At 45.4% G+C, this 22,592-nt stretch carries 19 protein-coding genes; 8 read left to right on the plus strand and 11 right to left on the minus strand.

All coding sequences use genetic code 11. The annotated features are described in order from the left end of the window. Window positions 1-59 precede the first annotated feature (59 nt). Window positions 60-995 carry a histone deacetylase family protein gene (locus KDM92_RS13710; RefSeq protein ID WP_212685024.1) on the plus strand — a complete coding sequence of 312 codons (936 nt, stop codon included), beginning with the start codon at window positions 60-62 and terminating at the stop codon, window positions 993-995. Window positions 996-1,110: 115 nt separating this feature from the next. Further along, a complete protein-coding gene (locus KDM92_RS13715) occupies window positions 1,111-3,786 on the plus strand; it encodes a bifunctional acetate--CoA ligase family protein/GNAT family N-acetyltransferase (RefSeq protein WP_212685025.1) in 2,676 nt (891 codons plus the stop codon). Between the two features lie 12 nt (window positions 3,787-3,798). Here the strand turns inward: KDM92_RS13715 and KDM92_RS13720 are convergent, their stop codons facing one another. Next, window positions 3,799-4,569 (minus strand): helix-turn-helix domain-containing protein, encoded by a 771-nt coding sequence (locus tag KDM92_RS13720; protein WP_189347351.1) that lies wholly within the window; start codon window positions 4,567-4,569, stop codon window positions 3,799-3,801. A 235-nt stretch (window positions 4,570-4,804) separates the two neighbouring features. Between KDM92_RS13720 and msrA the strand changes: the two genes are divergently transcribed. After that, window positions 4,805-5,335 (plus strand): peptide-methionine (S)-S-oxide reductase MsrA, encoded by a 531-nt coding sequence (gene msrA / locus KDM92_RS13725; RefSeq protein ID WP_212685026.1) that lies wholly within the window; start codon window positions 4,805-4,807, stop codon window positions 5,333-5,335. 111 nt (window positions 5,336-5,446) lie between these two features. On the opposite strand, the gene pdxH is transcribed toward msrA, so the two are convergent. Both pdxH and KDM92_RS13735 read right to left on the minus strand, forming a co-directional pair. After that, entirely contained in the window at window positions 5,447-6,082 is a 636-nt protein-coding gene (pdxH, locus tag KDM92_RS13730; RefSeq protein WP_189347355.1) for a pyridoxamine 5'-phosphate oxidase, read from the minus strand. Between the two features lie 158 nt (window positions 6,083-6,240). Further along, window positions 6,241-6,777: a hemerythrin domain-containing protein gene (locus tag KDM92_RS13735; protein WP_212685027.1), complete on the minus strand. Its 537-nt coding sequence runs from the start codon at window positions 6,775-6,777 to the stop codon at window positions 6,241-6,243. A 206-nt stretch (window positions 6,778-6,983) separates the two neighbouring features. On the opposite strand from KDM92_RS13735, the gene tcdA reads away from it, so the two are divergent. Beyond that, entirely contained in the window at window positions 6,984-7,802 is an 819-nt protein-coding gene (gene tcdA, locus KDM92_RS13740; RefSeq protein WP_212685028.1) for a tRNA cyclic N6-threonylcarbamoyladenosine(37) synthase TcdA, read from the plus strand. 39 nt (window positions 7,803-7,841) lie between these two features. Here the strand turns inward: tcdA and KDM92_RS13745 are convergent, their stop codons facing one another. The 8 genes from KDM92_RS13745 to KDM92_RS13780 all read right to left on the minus strand — a co-directional run bounded on the left by KDM92_RS13745 (window position 7,842) and on the right by KDM92_RS13780 (window position 17,412). After that, entirely contained in the window at window positions 7,842-8,741 is a 900-nt protein-coding gene (locus KDM92_RS13745; protein ID WP_212685029.1) for a DMT family transporter, read from the minus strand. 67 nt (window positions 8,742-8,808) lie between these two features. Then, a complete protein-coding gene (locus KDM92_RS13750; RefSeq protein ID WP_212685030.1) occupies window positions 8,809-9,903 on the minus strand; it encodes a M48 family metallopeptidase in 1,095 nt (364 codons plus the stop codon). Window positions 9,904-9,918: 15 nt separating this feature from the next. Then, the gene (locus tag KDM92_RS13755; protein ID WP_212685031.1) at window positions 9,919-11,187 is read right to left on the minus strand and encodes a YjgN family protein; all 1,269 of its coding nucleotides are present in this window, start codon (window positions 11,185-11,187) and stop codon (window positions 9,919-9,921) included. 213 nt (window positions 11,188-11,400) lie between these two features. Next, the gene (locus KDM92_RS13760) at window positions 11,401-12,369 is read right to left on the minus strand and encodes a metallophosphoesterase family protein (protein ID WP_212685032.1); all 969 of its coding nucleotides are present in this window, start codon (window positions 12,367-12,369) and stop codon (window positions 11,401-11,403) included. A gap of 90 nt (window positions 12,370-12,459) precedes the next feature. Continuing rightward, complete coding sequence (locus tag KDM92_RS13765) at window positions 12,460-12,696, minus strand: hypothetical protein (RefSeq protein WP_212685033.1); 237 nt, start codon at window positions 12,694-12,696, stop codon at window positions 12,460-12,462. Between the two features lie 288 nt (window positions 12,697-12,984). Next, complete coding sequence (locus KDM92_RS13770; protein WP_212685034.1) at window positions 12,985-15,804, minus strand: M16 family metallopeptidase; 2,820 nt, start codon at window positions 15,802-15,804, stop codon at window positions 12,985-12,987. Window positions 15,805-16,045: 241 nt separating this feature from the next. Next, complete coding sequence (locus tag KDM92_RS13775) at window positions 16,046-16,756, minus strand: SOS response-associated peptidase (protein WP_212685035.1); 711 nt, start codon at window positions 16,754-16,756, stop codon at window positions 16,046-16,048. Window positions 16,757-16,830: 74 nt separating this feature from the next. Beyond that, window positions 16,831-17,412 carry a 5-formyltetrahydrofolate cyclo-ligase gene (locus tag KDM92_RS13780; RefSeq protein ID WP_212685036.1) on the minus strand — a complete coding sequence of 194 codons (582 nt, stop codon included), beginning with the start codon at window positions 17,410-17,412 and terminating at the stop codon, window positions 16,831-16,833. A gap of 33 nt (window positions 17,413-17,445) precedes the next feature. Between KDM92_RS13780 and KDM92_RS13785 the strand changes: the two genes are divergently transcribed. The 4 genes from KDM92_RS13785 (at window position 17,446) to KDM92_RS13800 (ending at window position 22,488) form a co-directional block, all read left to right on the plus strand. Beyond that, the gene (locus KDM92_RS13785; protein ID WP_212685037.1) at window positions 17,446-19,485 is read left to right on the plus strand and encodes a lytic transglycosylase domain-containing protein; all 2,040 of its coding nucleotides are present in this window, start codon (window positions 17,446-17,448) and stop codon (window positions 19,483-19,485) included. A gap of 17 nt (window positions 19,486-19,502) precedes the next feature. Further along, window positions 19,503-20,222 (plus strand): glutathione S-transferase family protein, encoded by a 720-nt coding sequence (locus tag KDM92_RS13790; RefSeq protein ID WP_212685038.1) that lies wholly within the window; start codon window positions 19,503-19,505, stop codon window positions 20,220-20,222. A 47-nt stretch (window positions 20,223-20,269) separates the two neighbouring features. Then, complete coding sequence (locus KDM92_RS13795) at window positions 20,270-21,505, plus strand: multifunctional CCA addition/repair protein (RefSeq protein WP_212685103.1); 1,236 nt, start codon at window positions 20,270-20,272, stop codon at window positions 21,503-21,505. Between the two features lie 158 nt (window positions 21,506-21,663). Beyond that, entirely contained in the window at window positions 21,664-22,488 is an 825-nt protein-coding gene (locus KDM92_RS13800) for a hypothetical protein (protein ID WP_212685039.1), read from the plus strand. Window positions 22,489-22,592: the final 104 nt, after the last annotated feature.

Consider the following 22,592-nt stretch of genomic DNA (forward strand, 5'->3'; position numbering starts at 1 on the left):
GATAAGCAACGGTCTAGAATCAATCGAACTATTCTCTTATTTTGAACAGGAGCGACCACTTGTTAGCCGCCTATATCACGCATACAGATTGTCAAAAACATGAGATGGGTAGCCATCACCCTGAATGCCCAGAACGATTAGGCGCAGTCAATGATCAGCTCTTAATAAAGGGTTTGTTGGACTATATGGAGCAGCTTGATGCGCCGCTAGCCACACAAGAACAGTTAGCCAAAGCGCACAGTTCAGGTTATCTACAGGAGTTTGCCGAGATCGCGCAACAAGTGCCAGAAAATACGCACGTACAAATCGATCCTGATACCAGTATTAATGAGTTTTCTTATCAAGCTGCATTACGTGCTGCTGGCGCGGCAGTATTAGCGTCGAATTTAGTCGCTTCTGGTCAAGCACCCGTTGCCTTTTGCAATATTCGTCCACCGGGTCATCATGCGGAACGCAGCAATGCTGGGGGATTCTGTTTTTTTAATAATGTCGCAGTCGGTATTCGGCATGCTTTGTCTCACCACGGTATTGATCGAATCGCACTGATTGATTTTGACGTCCATCACGGTAATGGTAGTGAAGATATTTTATTTGATGATCCGCGTGTGTTGATGTGTTCGATCTTCGAGAAAAACCTCTATCCATTTTGTGGCGACGTACCAATGGGATCGAATATGATCAACGTTGGTTTGCCGACCCGTTCTGGTGGTGAAGCATTTCGTCAGGCAGTCAATGAAGTTTGGATTCCCGCTTTAGAGCAATTTCAGCCTGAAATGATTTTTATATCGGCAGGATTTGACGGGCATCGCGAAGACGATATGGGTAATTTAGCGCTGGTTGAAGCAGATTATGAGTGGGTCACTAAACAAATCGTACAGATTGCGCAAAGTTACTCACACGGTCGCATCGTTTCGTGTTTGGAAGGTGGCTATGATTTATCTTCGCTTGGACGTAGTGCCGCAGCACATGTACGCGTTTTGATTGGCGCAGATTAATACTGTGACCGACTTATCGGATTCTGCGCTAAGGCGTCATGCAAAGACTTGTAGTGAATGTCTCCGATGATAGATTGAAATTGAACCCAATGAATTTTCTAAGATTGAGAATGCGATGAATAAGCACTATCTGACTTCTTTGTTTTCACCACGCTCCGTGGTGGTGTTTGCTGGTGATTTAAATGCGCCAGAATTGCAGACTCCGGTGACACGGGTGTTCTTGCAACATTTGGACAAAGAATTTCAAGGCTCGGTCACCTACCTAGATAGTCGTGTCAAAGGAACGCTAGGCGATTTGGCTAGTTCGCGAGCGGATCTCGCTATTCTTGCACTTCCCAATAATGAGTTGGCATCGGCTTTAGAAGTGGTTGGCAGAATTCAGTGTCGTGCTGCTTTGATTCTGTCGATCGGTGTGGACGCGGTACAGGCAAAAAACTTACATAAAATCGCGAAGCAACACGGTATTTCTTTGTTGGGACCAAACAGTTTGGGATTCCAACGACCAAAAGCACGACTAAATGCCAGTGCGCTCGGCAAATTAGCGCAACCTGGATCGCTGGCTGTGGTATCGCAATCTGGCGCACTGACTAGCTCTATCTTGGATTGGGCGGGTAAGAATGGTGTTGGTTTTTCTGCGGTGGTGTCGTTGGGTGTGAATACGGCGGTTGACTTGGCGCAGGTCTTAGACTTTTTAGCCGATGACGCAGCGACGCAGACCATCGTGGTCTACATCGAAGGCATAAAGAACGCGCGACGTTTTATGAGCTCATTGCGTGCCGCAGCCAATTCTAAACCTGTGATTGTTTTAAAGTCTGGACGCAAACCAGATGGCTCAAAAGCTGCCTTGACGCACTCCGGCAATATCGTCGGTAGCGATGCAATTTTTGACGCGGCGCTGCAACGAGCAGGTGCGGTGCGTGTGCATTCTATGGTGCAGTTATTCGCTGCCGCCAAATGTTTATCAGCACGTTATTTGCCAGTTGGTCGACGCTTGGCAATTATTTCGAATGGCGGTGGGCCTGCTGTGTTGGCGGCGGATTTTGTCAACGAAGTTAGTTTAGAAATGGCGAAATTGCCGCCAGATGTGGTGAAAGATTTAACCAAAAAAATCTCACCCTTCGCTGCATTGGATGAGTTGATTGATTTGTCCCAAGACGCCAATGCAGAACATTATCGCGCGGCAGTAACTGCTTGCGCGCACTGTAACGATGTCGATGGCATCTTGGTGATCTTGTCACCGATTGCAGGTGTCGATACGGGCGCAATCGCCCAAGTTCTCGCTGATTTGCAAGCAACCGTCGGCAAGCCTCTCATCAGTTGTTGGATGGGCGATGAGAAAGTGACTGCCGCACGTACGATTTTATTTAAGGCGGGGATTCCTAGTTTTAGAACGCCAGAAGCAGCGGTTGATGCATTTAATCATGTTTCCTTATTTCATCGTAATCAGCAATTATTACGTCAAGTACCGCCGCCACTCTCACAGTTAGCCAAGCCAGATTTAGAAGGTGCACGTATCTTGATCGAAAGTGTCTTGGCCGAGCGTCGAAAGGTCTTGACCGAAATGGAATCGAAAGCCTTGTTATCGGCTTTTCATATTCCTGTTACCAAAACCATGCTAGCGCGTAGTTCAACCGAGGCAATGCTAGTTGCAAATCAATTGGGTTATCCGGTTGCTTTGAAAATTGATTCTGCCGATATTTCGCATAAATCGGATGTGCAAGGCGTCTTGCTGAATGTCGGCAACGCCACTGGCGTCCGTGATGGTTGGCAAGATATGTTGCATCGCGTTGGACAGATACGTCCTGATGCAAAAATTAATGGTGTGACAGTACAAAACATGTCGGGCAAGCCAGAGGGGCGCGAACTATTTATTGGTGTCTCAACGGATGAATTATTTGGTCCCGTGATTTCATTTGGCGCTGGTGGCGTCATGATTGAATTGATTGCTGATCGTGCAATCGAACTGCCACCACTGAATCAATTCTTAGCGCATCGCCTAATTGATCGAGTTCGATGCGCTGAGATGTTGGCGAATTGGCGCGGTATGCCTGCCGTGAATCGTGAAGCGCTAGAACAGATTTTGCTACGCGTGTCTGAAATGGTGTGCGCTTTGCCGCAATTACGCGAAATGGATATTAATCCTTTGATCGTTGATCAGCATGGTGCATTGGCAGTTGATGCGAGGATTGTGGTCGATCATTCACCAGCCGAACCGGGGAACTACGAACATCTCGCAATCTCGCCTTATCCTTCCGATAAAGAGACAGAATGGCCGTTGCGCGACGGTCGTATGTATGTCGTGCGCCCCTTGCATCCACATGACGCCGAGATGTTGCAAGACTTGGTACGTCGTTTGTCGCCAGAGAGTCGTTATTTCCGCTTTGTCTCGTCCATGCGAGAACTATCTGATCGTATGTTAGCCAAGTTCACCTTGATTGATTACGATAGAGAAATGGCCTTAGTGGCGATTTATAACGAGCGCCAACCACAGGCTGACGGCAGTTTTATTGAAGTCGAACGTATTATCGGGGTGTCGCGCTATGTCACGAATCCAGATAAAAGTACTTGTGAGTTTTCTTTATTGATCGCAGATGATTTCGCCGGACAAGGTTTGGGAACGCGTTTGATGCAATCGATTATCGAGGTCGCTCGCAGCCGCGGTTTGGCTTACATCGAAGGTTTAGTGTTATCGAATAATACGAACATGCTTAAGTTAATGCGCAGCTTGGAGTTCGATGTAAAGTCATATCCTGAAGATCCTGATTTCCGTCTTTGCGTGAAAGCCTTGTAGCGAAAGACGGATTTATTTTTTGTTTTTCTGCGCGTAGTAATTCGCGATATATTCAGGCCGTATCATGCTTTGGAAATAATTCGGAATCCACGGGCGCGCAGAGAGCATAAAACTCATTCTGTGTTTTTCTTCAAACGGTAAATTGGCATCCAAGTGATGTTGGTCCGAAATATCGCGCGCCAGTTGCCGCATGCGCGTGAGTAACATCGCGCTTGATTGTTTCGATAACATGACTGTGATGAACTGCATCATGTCGTGCTTACCATCAAAACTAGCATCGAGATAATCTGCAAACGATTCTCGACGATGGAATTTTTGAATCGGACCATTGGGTATCCAGCGGAAAATCCGTGACAACAAAAGTTTGATCCTATTATTCGGCATCAATTCAATGATACCTAGGTGATCTAGACGTACTAAATAGGCGATCACTTCGGTTTCGCTCATCGCATAAATATCGACAATCTGTTGTAGCGTCAAATAATTCATAGCCGATACGGCGACGATGAATTTCTTCGGATCGCTGATTAATTCTTCTTCTTGCTCGTAGCTGAGTTCATCAATCAGCGATTCTTCATAACTGCGCGAGGTCAATTCATGCAAGCTGATTTGCGCCGCATCCAATATTTGGTCGAGACGATGCAAGCTCAGATTCTTGGACGCAAACATACGCTTAACGCTGGATTCCGACACACCGATTTTTTGTGCCAAATCAAAATAAGTAATACGACGCGATTTGAGTTCACGTTTAAGAACATCAATTAAGGTAGAGGCTTTTGTCATAACTTTAATTTGTGGCTGTAAAAGTATCGAAAAATGATACAGCAAGCTACGATTTATGCAACTTTTGGATTAACAGTTGTCGAATTTCGCTACTCACCTTGATAATGCGTGGCGTTTTTTCTTAGTAGATTGTGTGGTTAAGTTGACGATAGTTGGGCGCTCTACCAAGTAAATATGCAATAAAAATCAAAATAAAACGAACGACAAGAATCAATCAAACGCGAGGATGACAAGCATGGCTTTAGAAACGGTAACTTTAGGCGGTGGTCGTTTTTGGGATTTGGAAGCGGTATTTCAACAATTACGCGGTGTTAAAACCGTGCAGTGTGGTTATGCTGGCGGCCATCTAGCGTTTCCCAGTTATGAAGCAGTTTGTAGTGGTGATACCGGTCATGCGGAGGTCGTTCGGGTGCAGTTTGATAACGACGTGCTCGCATTTGAGGAAGTGCTCGAAGTATTTTTTAAAGTTCATGATGCGTACACACCAGCTAATGTTGGTGGACAAATTGCCTCTCCATTACGTTCAGTGATTTATGTACATTCATCGCAGCAAAGAACAAGTGCGCGTGAGTTCGTAAGGCAAATTGGGCGGATGGTAAATGCCAAACTGATGACAGAGATTGCACCTTGTCCTGAGTTTTATCCCGCAGAATTAGAACATCAAAATTTTTATCGGAATCATAAAGAAGACACATATTGCGTCGAATTTATTTTGCCGAAAATTATGCGTTCGCGTGAGATCTTTAAGAAGAAGTTAGCAGCGTGATGGCGTGCTTTTGGAATTTTGTGAAGCGTTGCTTAGAGCGAGCTTAGGGACAACTTAAACACAACTAAAAACAAAGGCTAGGATGCATTGACGAATCCTAGCCTTTTTGTTTTAAGGTTGCAGGCGACTGATACTCCAAGTGTCGTCAGCTTGGCGAGTATAGGCAATTCTGTCGTGTAAGCGTGAACTACGACCTTGCCAGAATTCGATAAAGTCAGGAACGAGGCGATAGCCACCCCAATGCTCAGGACGTGGTGGATGGTCACCATATTTGGCAACAACTTCTGCCAATTGATCTTCTAATTGCTGACGATTGGCGATCACTTGGCTTTGCTTAGAAGCGCATGCGCTTTGTCGGCTGCCTAATGGTCGGCTATGGAAATACGCATCATTGTCTTCTTCTGAGATCTTATGAATCTTACCTTCGATGCGCACCTGACGCTCGAGCGCCGTCCAAAAAAACAATAAAGCTGCATGACGGTTTTGTGATAGCTCTTGTCCTTTACGGCTATCGTAATTGGTGAACCAAGAAAAACCACGTGAGTCAAATTCTTTAATTAAGACGATGCGTGATGAAGGTTTGCCTTCGGCATTCACGGTTGATAGGCTCATCGCGTTTGCTTCCGCAACTTCTGCCTTAAGCGCTTGGTCGAACCAATGTGCAAATTGTTTAAATGGATCGTGAGCGACATCACTCTCAGCCAAACTGGCGAGTTGATAATCTTTTCTGAGGCTAGCAATTGACATACTTTTTCCTTGAAATGAAAACTTCGTCTAGAGCGAACTGAAGTTTTTTAAATAAATCTTCTTATTTGATCTTAGCTTTAAACACGTTGTAAACACTAGTAAAAACCAAGTCAGTTTTTAAGTGCAATTAAACCAGTTATGGACGCTGTTCGATGCTATCAGATACTATTAATACCACGTCGCGCCTGCATTGCCTGACCAAGTTTGTGCATTTGACCAGGATTAAATAAGCGCATTGCCATTGGTGCGATTTGCGTTTCTTCGATTTGCATGTGTTCTTGATAAATTGCTTGAAACTCCGCTACATCTTTTGCATCCAAACTCGAATTACTTCCATCTGCAATACTGCTTAGTTGCGTTTCTAAGCGTCGCCATTGGTCTGCCATTTGCTGATGCTGTTGCAGAATTTTTGGCAGTATCGCGCTGAGTAATTCAGCATCACTTCCTTGTGCTATTTGCGTTAATTCTGGCAATAAATCAATTTCTTCATCATCGTGATGTAACGGAGCCGCATTTTGAAAATACTTCAATACGGCCAGTACTGCTTTTTGTGCTTCTGCATCTGCTCCATATTTTGCCAAGTGCGGTAATAATTTTTCTAAAATACTGAGTTGCTTACGAATTCGATCATGGCAATGCTTTAGAACTGCCAAAGGCTGATCGAAGCCAGGGGCGCTTGCAAATAGAATATCCATGATGAATTTAAATTAAGTAAAGTTAAAACAAACAACTAGGCAGAAAAATTATCCAACATTCTAGCGAATTGCGCTCAATTCTGGCTGATCACGCTTGCGTAAGATCAAGTCGCCCATGCTTAATTAAGCCGAAGCTTGTAAAATAGCGCCAATTTTAGCTGTAATCGCAACCGCAGCCTTCATCTCCCAATAAAGAAATATTTCCCATGCAGCAAGCTGTCTCCACTTTTGATGATATTGATTATGAACGCCGATTTGCTGGTGTTGCTCGCCTGTATGGCACAGAAGGTCTTGCTCGATTTCAACAAGCGCATATTTGCGTGGTTGGCGTTGGTGGGGTTGGATCGTGGGTGGTCGAAGCATTGGCGCGTAGCGCAATCGGTCAAATCACGATGATCGATTTGGATAATGTCGCCGAATCGAATGTAAATCGACAGATTCAAGCAACAAGCTTAACTTTGGGCAAGGCGAAAGTGACTGCGTTGGCAGAACGTATTGCTATCATTAATCCGTATTGCAAAGTGCATGAAGTAGAGGAGTTTGTCGAGCCTGATAACTTATCGCAAATGATAGGACAACACGGCTTTGATTATGTGATCGATGCGATTGATAGCGTCAAAGCAAAGACCGCATTAATCGCTTATTGTCGCGAACAAAAAATACCTTTGATCACGATAGGTGCAGCAGGTGGGCAGACCGATCCTTGTAAAATCGAAATTCGTGATTTATCTAGAACAGAGCAAGAACCATTGCTTGCTTTAGTGCGTAAGCGCTTACGTCAGAATTTCGGTTTTCCACGCGGTAGCAAAAGTAAGTTTGGAATCGACGCTGTGTTCTCGATGGAGGCATTGCGTATGCCCGAGACAGCAGAGACGGCAGACGCATGTGCAGTTGATGCGAGCCAAGGAATTTCTGGCTTAAATTGCGCCGGTTTCGGCTCTTCAATCGTCGTCACCGCCTCTTTTGGATTAGCAGCCGCTGCCCATGTGTTGCGTAAGTTGGCTTTTGCAACTGAGACAGATTAGCCTCGTCGAGATCGCCATCAAGACTGTGACTAGATGGCGTTAAGCGCGATTAGGTTCTCCGCGCAATGCCCAAACCACGCCCGCCATACACAAGACCATGCCCGACCATTCTATCCATCCTGGGTGGTAATTTTCTAATTGAATCGATAGCAAAACTGAGATGATCGGCGTAATGACGCCAATGAAGACAGTCTTTTGTGCGCCAATGCGATGGATCAGTGTGAAGTAACATGCGAATGCAATCACCGAGCCAAATAGGGATAAATAAATCAAAGATAACCAATAGTTGATGCTAGATGGCAGTGTCCATTGTTCGCCACTGATCATCGCAAACAAACTAATCCAAGCGGTACCCCAAGCCATCGCCCATGCCATCGTTAACAAAACGTTTTGACTATGTTGACGGACTTTGACGACCACAACATTGCCAAACGTACTCGCAAGCGTTGCGGTCAACGCCAAGCCTAAGCCGAGCAAAAAGTGGGTGTCGTGACCAGAGTGCGTTTCTTCCCAATTATTTTTTAGGGCAGGAAAGAACAGTAAGATCACCCCAGTTATCGAGACAAATGCCGCGCCCCAGATGCGCCAACTGAGCGGCTTTTTGAAAAATATTCTCTCGGTGATAGGAGACCAGATCACCATTAAGGCAAATAAGACCGCGACCAAGGCAGAAACTAAATATTGTTCTGAGGTGTAGGTACAGACGTAACTTAAAGAAAAAGTGAAGAAACCTTGCAGCGCCAGCCAACCCTGTAGTTTCCAAGGTAAACGCAGCGATTCCTTTTTTAATAAGCACCACAAAAAAAGACAGAGTGAGGCTAACCCAAATCGATATGCGACCGAAACTGCGGGTGCGACTTCGCCCAGTTGTTGTGTAATGGCCCAAAAGGTCGAACCCCAAATTAATGAGGCGATAATAAATAGTAGAGAAGATGGCATAGCCCGCTAGTGTAACTTTTTTTGCGCGAGCTTGCCGGTATTTGCTAGCCTTGTGCAGACCTTGTACTTACTTTGCCGCTTGTCTAAATCGCTCAATACGTTTTTCGGTCATTGGATGGCTAGATAGGTAATCATTGATTTGCTCTTCTAACCAACTGGATTGGCGTTTCTTTTTTGTTAATTTGTCGGTGGATGTATCCTGATCCAATGACTCAAATAAATCTGCCAAATGGGCTGGTGAAATACCGCGAGATTGCAATAAGCGAATCGCGTATTCATCAGCTTCGGCTTCTTTTTCTTGCGAATATCTTGCATTTAATAAGCCGCCAGCTGCAACACTTAGGATATTACTGAAATCACCTATGGTAGCACCAAGCAAAACGGTCATCAGCGATGTTTCGGTAATATTGTGCATGCTGTGCCTTAGTTCAATGTGGGCGATCTCATGGGCTAGTACGCCTGCCAATTGCATTTCGCCAGCGCGTGTTAGAGGCAAATTCAGTGGCGAATTCCGTTGCGATGTTGCTTGCGAATCCTGCTTGGGCATATGTTGTATCATCGCATCCGTCAGATAAATGCTGCCATTCGGCAGTGCCAAAGCATTCGCGCCTATCTTTTCACTTTTACGCAATTCCAAACGTAGCGGAATTCGGGTTGCATTTGGTTTAATCGCTTCAAATATCTTGGTGATTTGCGCTGCTTGCTCAGCCTTGATATCTGATTCTGTGAAATAGTCAGCATCTAACATGCTTTCAACTTCAGTCCCTAAAAAATCATCGGCTTGCTGTGGAATCATGGGCACAATTTGCTTAGCTAAAATTGGTCCGCCATAACGATAGCTACCGTAGAACAGAGCTAATACGACTGCGATAGCAAATAGCGCGATGCCCCAATTGCGTTGCCAATGTTCAACGAGACTGGCTTGGTAAGCAATTTGCTTCAATGCAGCTTGCTGATCTACGGCTGCGTGTATTTCACAGTGCGATCCATCGTCAAATTGTAAGATCAGCGCGGCATTGAGATATGGTTCTGCTACGTGTGTGGTCTTCTTAGAAAAAAATTTATTGAATTGTGATGTGGTGATCTTGATCTGATCTGCATCGATGCTGATGTTGGCGGGCTGGATAATGCTACTTTGTGCATTAAAATAATTTGCATTCATTTAGGTGCCTCGCTTTTACCAAGAAAGATCAAAGCCAAAGAATTCTGCTGAACTCTCCGCAGTTGCATTTTCATTGTTTGTACTCGATCTTGTGGTCTCGAACGCATCTGCATTGGCAATCACCAGCATATGTTCTAATCGGAAGCGATAGCTACGAACTACCGCAAATGGACGATATAAACCGAGTGTGCAAATGGTGAGTAGTGCATTCACCGTTTGTAGGCGGGTGTAGCCCCACACTGGCAAATTGGATTGGAATTGAATGTCATCTAACTGCGTATGATTCCATGAAGCGTTCCAGATTTTGGTTTGCAAGAAAGGTCCGAGTACTGAGTACACAAGCAAGCCGATCAAGGCAGAGCTAATGATGCCGATAAGAGCGGTACTAAATCCCACATCAGTTTCAGTTCCGCTGCTCAAGAAAATAGATACGCCAAGCGCGAATATGATTCCACCAATGATCGCCACTAGGGTGGCATTGAAAAAAGTAACGAAATACGGCCAGACAAAGGCATGGGTGGAAATATCTGCCTTAGATTTTTTTTGTCCAAATCCAAAATTATTATGCTGGTAGTACTTCATGCGCGCGTGTAGCCACGGCCAAGACAAATACAGCAAACCTGGTAGCGCGACGAACCAACTCAGAGGAAATAGCACCGCGATCAAGGCGGGCAATACAAAGATGATCGCGATCGGTAGATAGATGGCATAGGCTGTGCTGAGTGCGCCATGGAAATCGAATCGTAGGCCACGATAGCTGGTGTTCCGTAAGCGAAAGCGTAATGCGCTGCGCATCATCCATGGCAGGCCAAAAAATAATAGCGACGCGAAAACCAGCGCAAATCCTTTGGATAAGCCAAAGACATAATGGTATAGAAATAGCAGAATGGCGGCGATGATACGACCGCGCAAAATCGTTGTTGGGTCACCGTGAAAATTAAAGCAGGCACCTGCCAATTGGGTATTGCGATCAAAGTATTGCAGTCGCCTGACTTTTGCCCAAGCTGAGTAAATACCCAAGCTGAGTAAGCTCAAACAAAGATTCACTATCCATATTTTGAAATACTCTTTACCACTGCCAGTAAAAACGGCTTGATAGTTGAGCGGCGGTGGTGGGTATAAATCTGCGTAGTTGGGTAATTGTTCCGCTGAACCTTGGTCCACTATCGCGGCTTGCGTGGTTTGCGCAGACTGGCTGAAATCATCTATGCTAGAAACAACTTGGTTGGATGGCATGGACTGACCATTTGTTGAACTGACCGTATCAAGCGCATGTTCTGGCATTGCGACTCCTAGAAAAAAGCGATAGTGAGTCAAGGATCATAACATGCGAGATTGTCAATTAAATAAATTTCTCGCGATAATGCTTAAGTTGCGGTGCAAGCTGCTAATTGGCTTAGTTACCTGAATTAACTACCTAAATTAGTTACCTAAACTTGGATTGGAATACTGATTCGTCTAATGAATAACTTATTTATTAATTCATCGACAATCTCGCTAGCGAATTGCATGACAAGTGGCCTCACCTTTATCCAGAATCTGCTTACTTTCTGCTGCGATAAATTCCCAAGAATATGCATTGCTTGCCAGCGCAAGTTTTAGCACGCCATGACGATCGTTCTGTCTCACTTCACTACCATCTTTCACCAAAAAGATCGGTGACAACTTTGCACCGCCAGTACCAACTACAAAGCTTCGAATACCGTTGCTAGCATCAGGCACGCCATTTTTATCTAGCGGCGCGAATCGCTCATAATGATGATCATGACTCGTTAGTACGAGATCGGCTTTTGCATCTGCTAACAGCTTCCACGCATCTTGCATGACTTTATTATTGCCGTGGCCGCCAGATGAATAGACTGGATGATGCCAAAACGCGAGTATGCATGATGCTTGATTTTCACGCAGCGTTGATTGCAGCCAAGTCAATTGAGTTTGCATGGCCTGGTGCTTGATATTGCTGTTTAGCGAGATGATCAACCAGTTTCCCAAAGTCTTTTTGTAGTAACCGCGTCGATTACTGCCAGCTAGCTCATCAAAGTAATTGTAATAGCCAGAGGCGAGGGGAATTCCATAATCATGATTTCCCGGTGATGGCAAAGTACGTTGTTTAAACTGGCCCCAAGTTTGATCGTAGCAATCGTTAAATTCTTCGGCTTTTCCTACCGGATAGGTATTGTCCCCTAGTGTGATGACATAGGCATTTTTGTCTTGTTGTATGCCTGCTCTGATCAATGCAGCAGTTTGTGCTGCGTCTGTTTGTGAAGCAGCTTGCTTGCGACAATCAGCGATATCGCCAGCTGCGTAAATGGTGATGGGATTCGGTTTTTTCGGAATATTCTTTTTTGTTTGTGCATCGACAGTTGGGTGAAAAATCAATGCGGATAAAATGAATAGCGCGTTCCGATGGAGACTACTTGCACGAATTGATAAATTTGAAAATTGGAATTGAACAAAGTTAAGCATCGGCATTCAGGACAAGGGATAAAACAATATTTTACCCGCATATCCTGAGTCCTAGCGTAAATGCGATGCGTGAATCGCTTTGATAATTGCTTAGGCGCGAGCCACATTCGGATCGCAACAGCCGCAGCAAGGGCTACCTGATTTTTCGCTTGGTACAACTTGTTGTACAGCGTTTTGCACAGGGGCGTTGTTGTTGCTTAATTTAGCAGGTGATTTGGCAGCGGAAGATGATTGCACTGCTGATTCAGTTGTCGCTTGATTATTGATTTGGCTGGCGCTGGTTAAACTAGTGAAGCTGCTATTTGTTGTGGATTGTGACGTGTTCATACTCTACTTCCTAAAAGACGATGGGAATAGGTAGTGTAATTCTGCCTTGACGGATTACTGTGCAGGCTCGTATGCAAGTTCACGATTTCTTGATTCTCGATAAGTGGAGTTGAATCGCGCGTAGATTTGCCGTCGATTTACGTGGGATAGGCGGAAATGAAAGATTGAATAAGGATGAAGCGAGGATAAGAGTAAAAAAGGCAAAAAAGACAAAAAGGGCAAAATTCAATAAAGAATTTTGCCCTTTTGTTGTCTGGCAACGCTAATTTGCGTCACATAGCGATCTTACTATTTACTGATTTTTGCTTGATCACCCGCATTGATCACCGAGATGTTTTCCGGCTTGATTAATTGACGTAACGCTTGATTGACTTGCGCCACAGTCAAGGCAGCGACTTTTGCTTCAAAGTCTTGGTCAAACTTCATGGTGCGATTAATCGCCAGATAGTTTGACAACTGCGCTGCTAAGCTTGCATCTTGTGTGCGACCTACTTCTTCCGCTTGCTTCCAGCCTTTTTTCGCTTCGATCAATTCGGCTTCTGTGAAACCTTCAGTGACTGCTTTTTGCACTTCTTCACGCAAAGCCGCTTCGACCTTCGCGGTGTTTTGTGGCGCGCTCAATGCATACGCAGCCCACATGCCACTTGGATCTTGACTTGGCACGTTTAAGAAGGAACCAACACCATACGACAAACCTTCTTTTTGACGAATACGATCAGCCAAACGACTACGCAAAGCACCGCCACCCAGCATATGGTTTGCCATCAACAATGCTGGATGAACTTCAGCATCGTCTTTGATCGCCACAGGATGAATCGCGAGTAAGAAACTGCTGGCCTTATCTGGTGTATTGAGTACCAGCTTTTCACCTGCGACGGCTTTGATTTGACGTGCGATCCTTGTATAAGTTTGTTTGGCTTTCCAATCACCAAATAAGCTTGCCAACTGGGCTTTTAAGCTAGTCGGATCAAAATCACCAACCGCTGAAAAACTAGCACTATCCGCACCAAAATATTGTTGGTGGAAGGCTTTCACATCTTCTAATTTGACAGTTTTTGCGGCAAGCACTTGCTCAGGTAAAGTATTTACGTGCAATACATGACCAGCTGGCGTCGCATCGGTGAGGCGTGCCATTGCATTACTTGCTTGTGCTTGTGGTTCTGGAATAGATTGCTCAATACGCCCAACAATGGCTAATTTGAGTTCTTCAAATTCGCTACTAGGGAAGGATGGTTTTTTCAAAACCTCTGCCAACAAATCAATCGCTGCCGCTAACTTATCGCGTGTGGTTGTGATATTGGCGGTAATGCCTTCTGCATTGCCGCCTATCGTCACCTGTGCATTTAATTTATCGAAGCTATCTTTGATTTCTTGACGAGATAAACGATCTGTTCCTTTGTTCAATAGGCTCGCTGTGAATTGTCCAATTTCAGCTTTGCCTTGTAAGCTTGCTTCACTACCCATACGCAAACGTAAGCTTACACTGACAGTCGCACCTTTGGTTTTCTTCGGTAGCAAAGCGAGTTTCATTCCATTGGATAGATTGGAACGTTGTGTACGTTTTTCGATATTTGCAGGACTAGGATCAAATGCCTCACCTTGCTCAACTACCGCTTGACCTTTGTAATCCTTCACGAGCTTGAGGATGTCCGGTGTCGATGGTACTTCGGTACGATCTGCGGTATCGGTTGGGATAAATCGACCGAGTGTACGATTGGTCGCTTTTAAATATTTTTCTGCAGCGGCTTGTACGTCTTTCACCGTCATTTTTTCGATCTGATCACGTTCAATAAAGAACAAACGCCAATCGCCTGCGGCCATTGATTCAGTTAACGCAATCGTCAATTGTGCTGTGTCATTTAAGGCGAGTTGAATTTGTTTACGAGCAGCTTGCTTCGCGCGATCTAATTCTTCTTGTGTAATCGGTGCGGTTTTTAAATTTTCGAGAACCTTTAACAAGGCTTCTTGTGCGGCATCCAAATTATTTTCTTTTGGCACGATGGCACCAAATATGCCATAGCTGGGTTCTAGATTGCTGACTGTGTTGTAGTTCACCGCGGTGGCAAGCTTGGTTTCAACCAAGGCTTTATGCAAACGTCCGCTTGGAGCACTAGTCAAAATATTTGCCAGCAAGCCTAGTGCAGCGGAATCGATATGCGCAGACGGTGCCATATGGTAACCAGCGCCAACAAACTGCGTACCACCGGTGCGACGCACTGTTACAGAACGCTCACCATCTTGCGTTGGTTCTGTGGTGTAGGTTGGGTCGATGACGCGATTTGGTTTTGGAATGCGACCAAATAGCTCGTTCACTTGCTTGAGAATTTTTGCATCGTCGAATTTACCGGCGATCATCAGAATCGCATTGTCTGGCTGGTAGTATTTTTTGTAGAACGCACGTAAGCGCGGGATGTTTACTTGCTCAATATCGGAACGCGCGCCTATCGTTGATTTGCCGTAGTTGTGCCAATCGTAAGCGACCGCTTGGATACGCTCAGTAGTGACACCAATCGGATCGCTTTCACCAATTTCAAATTCATTGCGAACGACCGTCATTTCACCTTTTTGCGTTTTTGGGTTCCACAAATCGTTTTGATCAATGGCAGCGTTGATCATGCGATCGGCTTCCATCGCCAACATTTGTTTTAAATTGTCTTCGTTGGCAGGGAAGGTCGCATAGTAGTTGGTACGATCGTACCAAGTGGTGCCGTTGAATTCTGCGCCAGTCGCGTTCAATACTTCCACTGGGGATTTGGTGCCTTTCTTAATGCCGAAATTAGCACTTGGTTTGAACAATAAATGTTCCAATAAATGCGCCATGCCGGTCTCGCCGTAATTTTCATGACGCGACCCGACCATGTAGACTAAATTGGTTGTCAGCGTAGGCTTACTCGCGTCTGGAAACAAGACCACGCGCATTCCGTTCGCCAATTTATATTCTGTGATGCCTTCAACGGTAGTGACTTTGACTGGCGCTGCTAATTGTTTTGTTGATTGCTTAGAATTACTTGTGCTGATTGCTGTTGTTGTTTCGATTGGTGTTGTTGCTAGTGTCAAGCCTGGTGTCAAAATGCCAGCACTGAGCATGAGTAAAGTAATTAATTTCACCTGGAAATCCTTAAAAATACAACGAGGTGAGCAACATAGTTGATTTGCTAATTATTTGCAATTAGCTACAAGCAATTCTGCTAATTTTTTGTGAATTACTTAAGTGAAATAAGGAATTAATTATTTAATTGATTAAGTAATTAATTAAGAATGCTGTTTGAATTATTGGAGAGCGAGAGATTTGCTAAGGTTTTTAAATTGTGAGTTATTACCGAAAGAATGGCGGTATGCAATGACTTACTTATTCATCGTCAAACAGTGAAGCTTGAATTGCAGATGGGTTTGTCGTTGGACGTTTTGTTTTCGCGCGGGTTCTATCCAGGTTCGCCGCCTTTGCCCACATCTGTTCAGCGGGGAAAAGTTGTAGAAATTGGCGCGCTAAATCTGGATGAGGACATGCAAGCCACCCATCGTAATCTTGCTCATGCAAAATCACCAAGGAGCGTTTTTCATCTTCGGGCTTTTGAAATTGTCGCATCACAGGATGCAGATCGGCATTGATGGTGATTTGCGTGAAGGAAAAACTCTGTTGACCATCTTCTTCATTCCATCCTTGGTAAAGGCCAGCGACTGCAAAATCGCTATGATCTTTGACACCAATTTGCCAACGTTCTGCCTTACCTGTCTCATAGTTGGGTTCGAAGAAGTTTTGCAATGGAATAAGACAACGTTGCCCCATACGCCAAGCTTGCGCAAAACTGCGTAACTGATCGATTGTTTCGGCACGTGCATTCATGGTGCTAAAGCGCTTAACTCCAGCGGGAATTTTGCTCTTCGGGATCATGCCGTAACTACCCAACTGCGCACGCCGGCGTTTTAAGTGATCGTGTGTGATGAATGGAGCAGCGTAGTCTTGCCAAATCTCGGGTCGCCAGTCTTCTCCGGTTTGATCAATCGCAGCAAATTTCTCGACTAGCTGATCGCGCCGAGTTGGTGTGTAGTTGACGCACATGACAGTATTTTTGTGAAATGACTTTTTCGATTCGGTGCTAATTTAGCCTGCATATGTTGGCAGTTTTTGCAGATTTAAATTGAAAGCTGAAGTTCGGTAATTATATGCGTGAGTGGAATATCATAAACTTCGGGCGTGAATTCGGTTTGAGCCAGTTGGTAAGCGATACCCACCGACTTTGCTTGCCGTAGTTGCGCCAAACTACGGTCATAAAATCCACCACCGTAACCTAGCCTAAAATTTTGCGAGCTAAAGCCGACACAAGGGATCAGTAGCATGTCGGGGGCAATACCATGCTCACGATTGCGAGGAATTGGGATGCCAAAACTATCGGTATCCATAGAATCGCCTGGACACCATTCAACAAATTTAAGTGCTTGCGCCTTGCCGACAACGATGGGCAGCGCTAATTTGACACCAAGCTGCTGTAATTCTTGGTAACACTGTAGTAAGTCGGGTTCAGCTTGGATAGGCCAATATACCGCTAGGTGTTGCGGCATGTTTTGTTGAATCAAAGCGATGACTTGATCGGCGATGCTGCGATCCCATTGCTGGCGCAGGGCGAGTGGGCTTTCTTTACGAATTTGCAGTAAATCGCGGCGTAATTGCGCTCGGTTTGGCATTTGTTCTTTTACGCTATGGTGTGGCTGTGTCATACTGTTAACAGGTTTAAGAAGGATATGCTTGAAATGTTAGAACAACAACTACATGGTCGCTTTACACGTTGCTTCACACGTCGCTTTATGCGTCGTTTGGTAAGCGGCATCTTTAGCAGCAGCTTTGCTATGTTAGCAGCTTTGCCTGTCTTTGCAGAAAATGCTCCCCGCGCAATGTCGCTTGAGGCCGCGATGAGCGCACCAGTAACAGGCGTCATCAACGATGATGATCGCTTTATGGCCTTACGTGATGCAGCGATACACGATGATGCTAAGGCTGCGCAAATGCATGCTTCACAATTGACGCAGTATCCGATTCCTTCGTATGTGGATTATTACGTCTTACGCACCCGCATTCGTTCGGCATCGGCGGCAGAGATGCAAAGCTTTTTTAAGAAATATGAAGGTAGTGCAATCGCTGATCGCTTGCGTAATGATTGGCTATTGGTGCTTGGTTATCGCGGTGATTGGACGAATTTTGATCAGCAATTACCCTTGTATGTGGTGAATGATGATCATCAAGTTAAGTGCTACGCTTTGTTATCCAAAGCGCTCAAGCAGCAACGTGTGGCAATTGAAGCGCGCAGTTTGATCACCTCGCCCAAACAATATGGAGACGGCTGCTATCAATTGATTGGTACGCTGTATGAACAAGGTCAATTTACTGATGCTGACTTGTGGGCGCAAATGCGTATCGCTGCAGAGTCTTCGGCAATGCCATTGGCAAAACGTTTAGGAAAGATGTTGAATATTCCTGAAAAGCGTTTAGTCGAGGCGATGGATAAACCGAACAATTTGCTAAAAAAAGCGCCAGCCAATGATCGATTGAGTCGTGAATTATTTTTGATGGCCTTAGGGCGCGCTGCGAAACAAGATCCGGACAAGTCGGTCGCTGCGTTGCAAAAGTTTGGTGATAAGTTGAATGCGAATGACAAAGCGCAAGCTTGGGCAAATATCGCATTACCAGCGTCACAAAAATTGCAGGCCGAGGCACTTACCTATTGGAAACGCGCTGATGCTGCGCATTTAAGTATAGAAGCGTATCAGTGGCGCGCCCGTATGGCCTTGCGCGAGGGCGATTGGAAAATGGTAAAGACTGCGATTGCGTCAATGCCGATTGCGTTAAAGAACCAGCCAGCTTGGATTTATTGGCATGGTCGTGCACTTCAACAAGAAGGGAAAAAAGAAGAAGCGCAAAATGTCTTTGCGAGCATCTCAGATCAAATGCATTTTTATGGACAGCTGGCCTTAGAAGAACGTGGGCAAAAGATCGGTGTTCCTGCATTAGTTAAGCCAGTTAGCCCAGAAGAATTAGCGCCGATTGCACAAAACCCTAATCTACAACGTGCCTTGAAATTTTATGCGATGAATTTACGCTTTGAAGGTACGCGTGAATGGAATTGGGCTTTGCGCAGCATGAGCGAGCGCGAACTGATTGTGGCAGCAGAGTTTGCACGTCAAAACGCTTTGTTGGATCGTATGGTCAATACTTCAGACAAGACGAAATCGGATATTGATATTCATCAGCGCTTTCCAACGCCATTTAATGACAGTATGTATAAAGCCACGCAAGCGGTCGGTGTTGATATGGCTTGGGTGTATGGCTTAATCCGACAAGAATCTCGCTTTGCTACTGCAGCGAAATCGCATGTTGGTGCTTCTGGCTTGATGCAAGTGATGCCGAAAACAGCGAAGTGGGTCGCTAAAAAAATCGGATTGTCCGATTACGTGCCGCATCAAGTAAATGATGTCGAAACGAATCTCGCCTTGGGTACCAATTATTTGAATATGGTACTGACTGATTTGGGCGGTTCGCAAGCTTTGGCTTCTGCTGCTTACAATGCAGGGCCAGGTAGGCCGCGTGCGTGGCGCTCAACACTGACGCGTGCAGTCGAGGGCGCGATTTTTGCAGAGACCATTCCATTTTCCGAGACACGTGATTACGTCAAAAATGTATTGTCGAACGCCACTTATTACGCGGCGATTTTTGAGAAAAAACCGCAATCATTAAAAGCCCGTTTAGGCACCGTCATACCTAAAGGGATGAGTGCCGATGAGCCTGAATATCAATAGCTGAGTAGGAGTCTGTCATGCAAACCAATGAAGAAAACTTAGATCTGCAAACGACCCTCGCGCCATTGCAGCACGCCATGCGTAAGAGTAATTATCGTCTAGTGATAGGCAATAAAAATTATTCCTCGTGGTCGATGCGCCCTTGGTTGGTGATGAAAACTTTTGGTATTCCATTTGAAGAGATCAAGGTGCTATTAGATAGGCCGGATACCACACAAAAAATCTCGGAATATTCTTTGTCTGGTCGCGTGCCTGTTTTGTTAGGTGATGACTTGGTGATCTGGGATTCTTTAGCGATTTGCGAATACTTGGCAGAACGTTTTCCAACCTATCACTTATGGCCAGAAAATGTCGCTGCGCGTGCCACTGCACGTAGCGTTTGCGCTGAAATGCATTCTGGATTTAGTCAATTGCGAGATGCGATGCCGATGAATATTCGAGCCAGTTTTCCGGGTAAAGGTCGCACCGCTGGTTCGCAAGCCGATATAGGTCGTATTAGCGAAATTTGGGAAGATTGTCTGTCCACTTATGGTGCGCATCGTTTCCTGTTTGGTGATTTCTCTATCGCCGATGCATTCTTCGCGCCGGTTGTGATGCGCTTTAAAACTTACGGAGTTTCCTTGGCACCGGCCTTGCAAGCGTATTGTGAACGAGTTGAAGCACATCCTGCGGTGACGCAGTGGGTGCTTGGCGCATTAGATGAGCATGACGATATGCCTAAGTATGATTTTCCTTAATCTGAATGTGGCGGCATATTGAAATCCGCTCAGTGATATCTACTATGTTGAAATCTTATGTAGTCGGTGGTGCGGTACGTGATGCCTTGCTGGGTTTGCCCGTGCAAGATCGTGATCATGTGGTGATTGGCGCGACTCCGGAACAAATGTTGGCGCAAGGCTTTGTGCCGGTTGGAAAAGATTTTCCTGTATTTTTGCATCCCAAGACACACGAGGAATATGCGCTCGCCCGTACTGAGCGCAAGACTGGCGCTGGCTACAAAGGTTTTGTATTTCATACTGATCCTAGTGTCACTTTAGAACAAGATTTAATCCGTCGTGATTTGACCATCAATGCGATTGCGCGAGATGAACATGGCGGCTTGATAGATCCTTTTAATGGACAACGCGATTTGCAAGATGGTGTGTTTCGCCATGTTTCCCCCGCGTTTGAAGAAGATCCTGTACGCATTCTTCGCGTCGCGCGTTTTGCTGCACGTTTCTCGGTAGCTCCGCATGCTTTTGTGGTGGCGCCCGAGACAATGGCGCTGATGAAATCGATGGTGACAGCGGGTGAAGTCGATGCCTTAGTTCCAGAACGTGTGTGGCAAGAAATATCGCGCGGCTTGATGGAGCAAAAACCATCTCGCATGTTCGACGTATTGCGAGAATGTGGTGCTTTAGCGAGATTGCTTCCTGAATTAGATGCACTATGGGGCGTGCCGCAACCAGCAAAATTCCATCCTGAAATTGATACGGGCGTGCATATCATGTTGGTGATTGATTATGCGGCACAACAGGGCATGTCTTTGCCGATACGCTTTGCCGCTTTATTGCATGATCTCGGTAAAGGAACTACCGATCCTGCGATATGGCCACGTCATCATGGGCACGAGGAGCGTGGCATTGCTTTAGTGAAGAAGGTCTGTGAGCGCTTGAAAGTACCCAGTGATTGTCGAGATTTGGCGATCATGACCGCGCGAGATCATGGTAATGTTGGACGGAGTCAAGAAATGCGTCCTGCGACTTTGCAAGACATGCTAGAGCGAAATGATGCATTTCGTAAGCCACAGCGCTTTTTGGATATGTTGAAGGCGGCCGAGTGCGATTGTTTTGGTCGCGCTGGTTTAGAGAATATTCAATTTCCGCAAGTGGCATTCTTAAGTGCGGTCTTAAATGCGGCTTTGGCAGTGAATGCCGGTGAAGTTGCACAACAATTTTTAGGTCAACCGCAGAAGATCGCAGAAGCAATACGTATCGCGCGTATTGACGCCATTCGATCATTGATCTCTGCATCGGCATAGACGTCAGCATCTGCGTTTAATTCATGCTGATATAACTAGCCATGTAATCATCTCGTCATAACTCGTCATTAAAATTCGAACACAAAATAAGAGTGCTGTTCTGTATTTGCTCACAGCACCGATTCTTGCTAGTTCAATTCCAGATGATAGAGAAAATGATGTTACACAAGTCCCTCAAGTTCGTTTTTGCCTCGATGTTTTTTTGCGGTGCTGCTGCAAGTGCTGATTATCGTCCAGCACCTGCTGCCAGCATTACGCCACCGCCCTTGCTCACCGCTGGCATGTTTCGATTAGAGTCAGAGCGTAGTTATAAACTGAGCTTGCAAATGGCTTTGGGCATCTTGAGTGGGCATACCGAAGTACAACGCTCACGTTCGCTAGAAAATATTGCACGTTTGCGTAAAGACTTATCACGTCAAGTGCGTTCAGAAAAAAGTGGTAAAGCTTTTAATCGCGTCAATCTTGCATTGAATGATCAAGTCGAATCATTACCTCGCTTGAATGCCAAGACTGCTGCCGCGATGTATGACGTGAACGAAGATATTTTGATTAAAATGAATTTCTTGTCCTTCGCACTTGAGACAGAAACCAATGATGCTAGTTCTCGTGTGACCGGCTTGGCTTTGCGTCAGGCTTCTTTGGCACAACGGATGGCAAAAATCGTGTTGCTTCGTTCCATGGATAAAAATATGCAGGCAAAGCAAGGCTTGCAAGTCGATTTGGCGCAATCACGTATCGAATTTGTCAATGGTATGCATCTACTAGCGGAAGAGGCGCAATCCGATAAAGCCCTGCGAGATCGTCTCAGTTTAGCGCAGCAACAATGGCTGTTCTATGAGAAAGCATTGAGTTCTCCTCAGTTCAAAGCGGAAGACTTACGCAATATTTCTTCTACCAGTGATCGCATTGCGCAAATGATGGTGGAAATTGTACGACTCGGCTATGGTTTGCCGCCAGATCCTAGCATCATCGCGCAGCAGTAATCGATAGACGACATTAGTTCAACTTAGTCCAGCACAGCAATACCCGACCCAATTTAGCTTTAGCGAAAAAAGCTTGATACCAACCAAGACACCTCAGGATAAAT

Source organism: Affinundibacterium baiyunense (assembly GCF_018139645.1).
Classification (GTDB): Bacteria; Pseudomonadota; Gammaproteobacteria; order Burkholderiales; family Burkholderiaceae_D; genus Undibacterium; species Undibacterium baiyunense.

Excerpts from the sequence above, each read along its gene's own strand:
- KDM92_RS13720 (WP_189347351.1), bottom strand. The coding sequence starts at position 4,569 with ATGACAAAAGCCTCTACCTTAATTGATGTTCTTAAACGTGAACTCAAA.
- KDM92_RS13790 (WP_212685038.1), top strand. The coding sequence starts at position 19,503 with ATGCAAACCAATGAAGAAAACTTAGATCTGCAAACGACCCTCGCGCCA.
- KDM92_RS13745 (WP_212685029.1), bottom strand. The coding sequence starts at position 8,741 with ATGCCATCTTCTCTACTATTTATTATCGCCTCATTAATTTGGGGTTCG.
- KDM92_RS13780 (WP_212685036.1), bottom strand. The coding sequence starts at position 17,412 with ATGACACAGCCACACCATAGCGTAAAAGAACAAATGCCAAACCGAGCG.
- KDM92_RS13755 (WP_212685031.1), bottom strand. The coding sequence starts at position 11,187 with ATGCCAGAACATGCGCTTGATACGGTCAGTTCAACAAATGGTCAGTCC.
- KDM92_RS13800 (WP_212685039.1), top strand. The coding sequence starts at position 21,664 with ATGTTACACAAGTCCCTCAAGTTCGTTTTTGCCTCGATGTTTTTTTGC.
- KDM92_RS13775 (WP_212685035.1), bottom strand. The coding sequence starts at position 16,756 with ATGTGCGTCAACTACACACCAACTCGGCGCGATCAGCTAGTCGAGAAA.
- KDM92_RS13750 (WP_212685030.1), bottom strand. The coding sequence starts at position 9,903 with ATGAATGCAAATTATTTTAATGCACAAAGTAGCATTATCCAGCCCGCC.
- KDM92_RS13760 (WP_212685032.1), bottom strand. The coding sequence starts at position 12,369 with ATGCTTAACTTTGTTCAATTCCAATTTTCAAATTTATCAATTCGTGCA.
- KDM92_RS13715 (WP_212685025.1), top strand. The coding sequence starts at position 1,111 with ATGAATAAGCACTATCTGACTTCTTTGTTTTCACCACGCTCCGTGGTG.
- KDM92_RS13765 (WP_212685033.1), bottom strand. The coding sequence starts at position 12,696 with ATGAACACGTCACAATCCACAACAAATAGCAGCTTCACTAGTTTAACC.
- KDM92_RS13735 (WP_212685027.1), bottom strand. The coding sequence starts at position 6,777 with ATGGATATTCTATTTGCAAGCGCCCCTGGCTTCGATCAGCCTTTGGCA.
- tcdA (WP_212685028.1), top strand. The coding sequence starts at position 6,984 with ATGCAGCAAGCTGTCTCCACTTTTGATGATATTGATTATGAACGCCGA.
- pdxH (WP_189347355.1), bottom strand. The coding sequence starts at position 6,082 with ATGTCAATTGCTAGCCTCAGAAAAGATTATCAACTCGCCAGTTTGGCT.
- msrA (WP_212685026.1), top strand. The coding sequence starts at position 4,805 with ATGGCTTTAGAAACGGTAACTTTAGGCGGTGGTCGTTTTTGGGATTTG.
- KDM92_RS13785 (WP_212685037.1), top strand. The coding sequence starts at position 17,446 with ATGTTAGAACAACAACTACATGGTCGCTTTACACGTTGCTTCACACGT.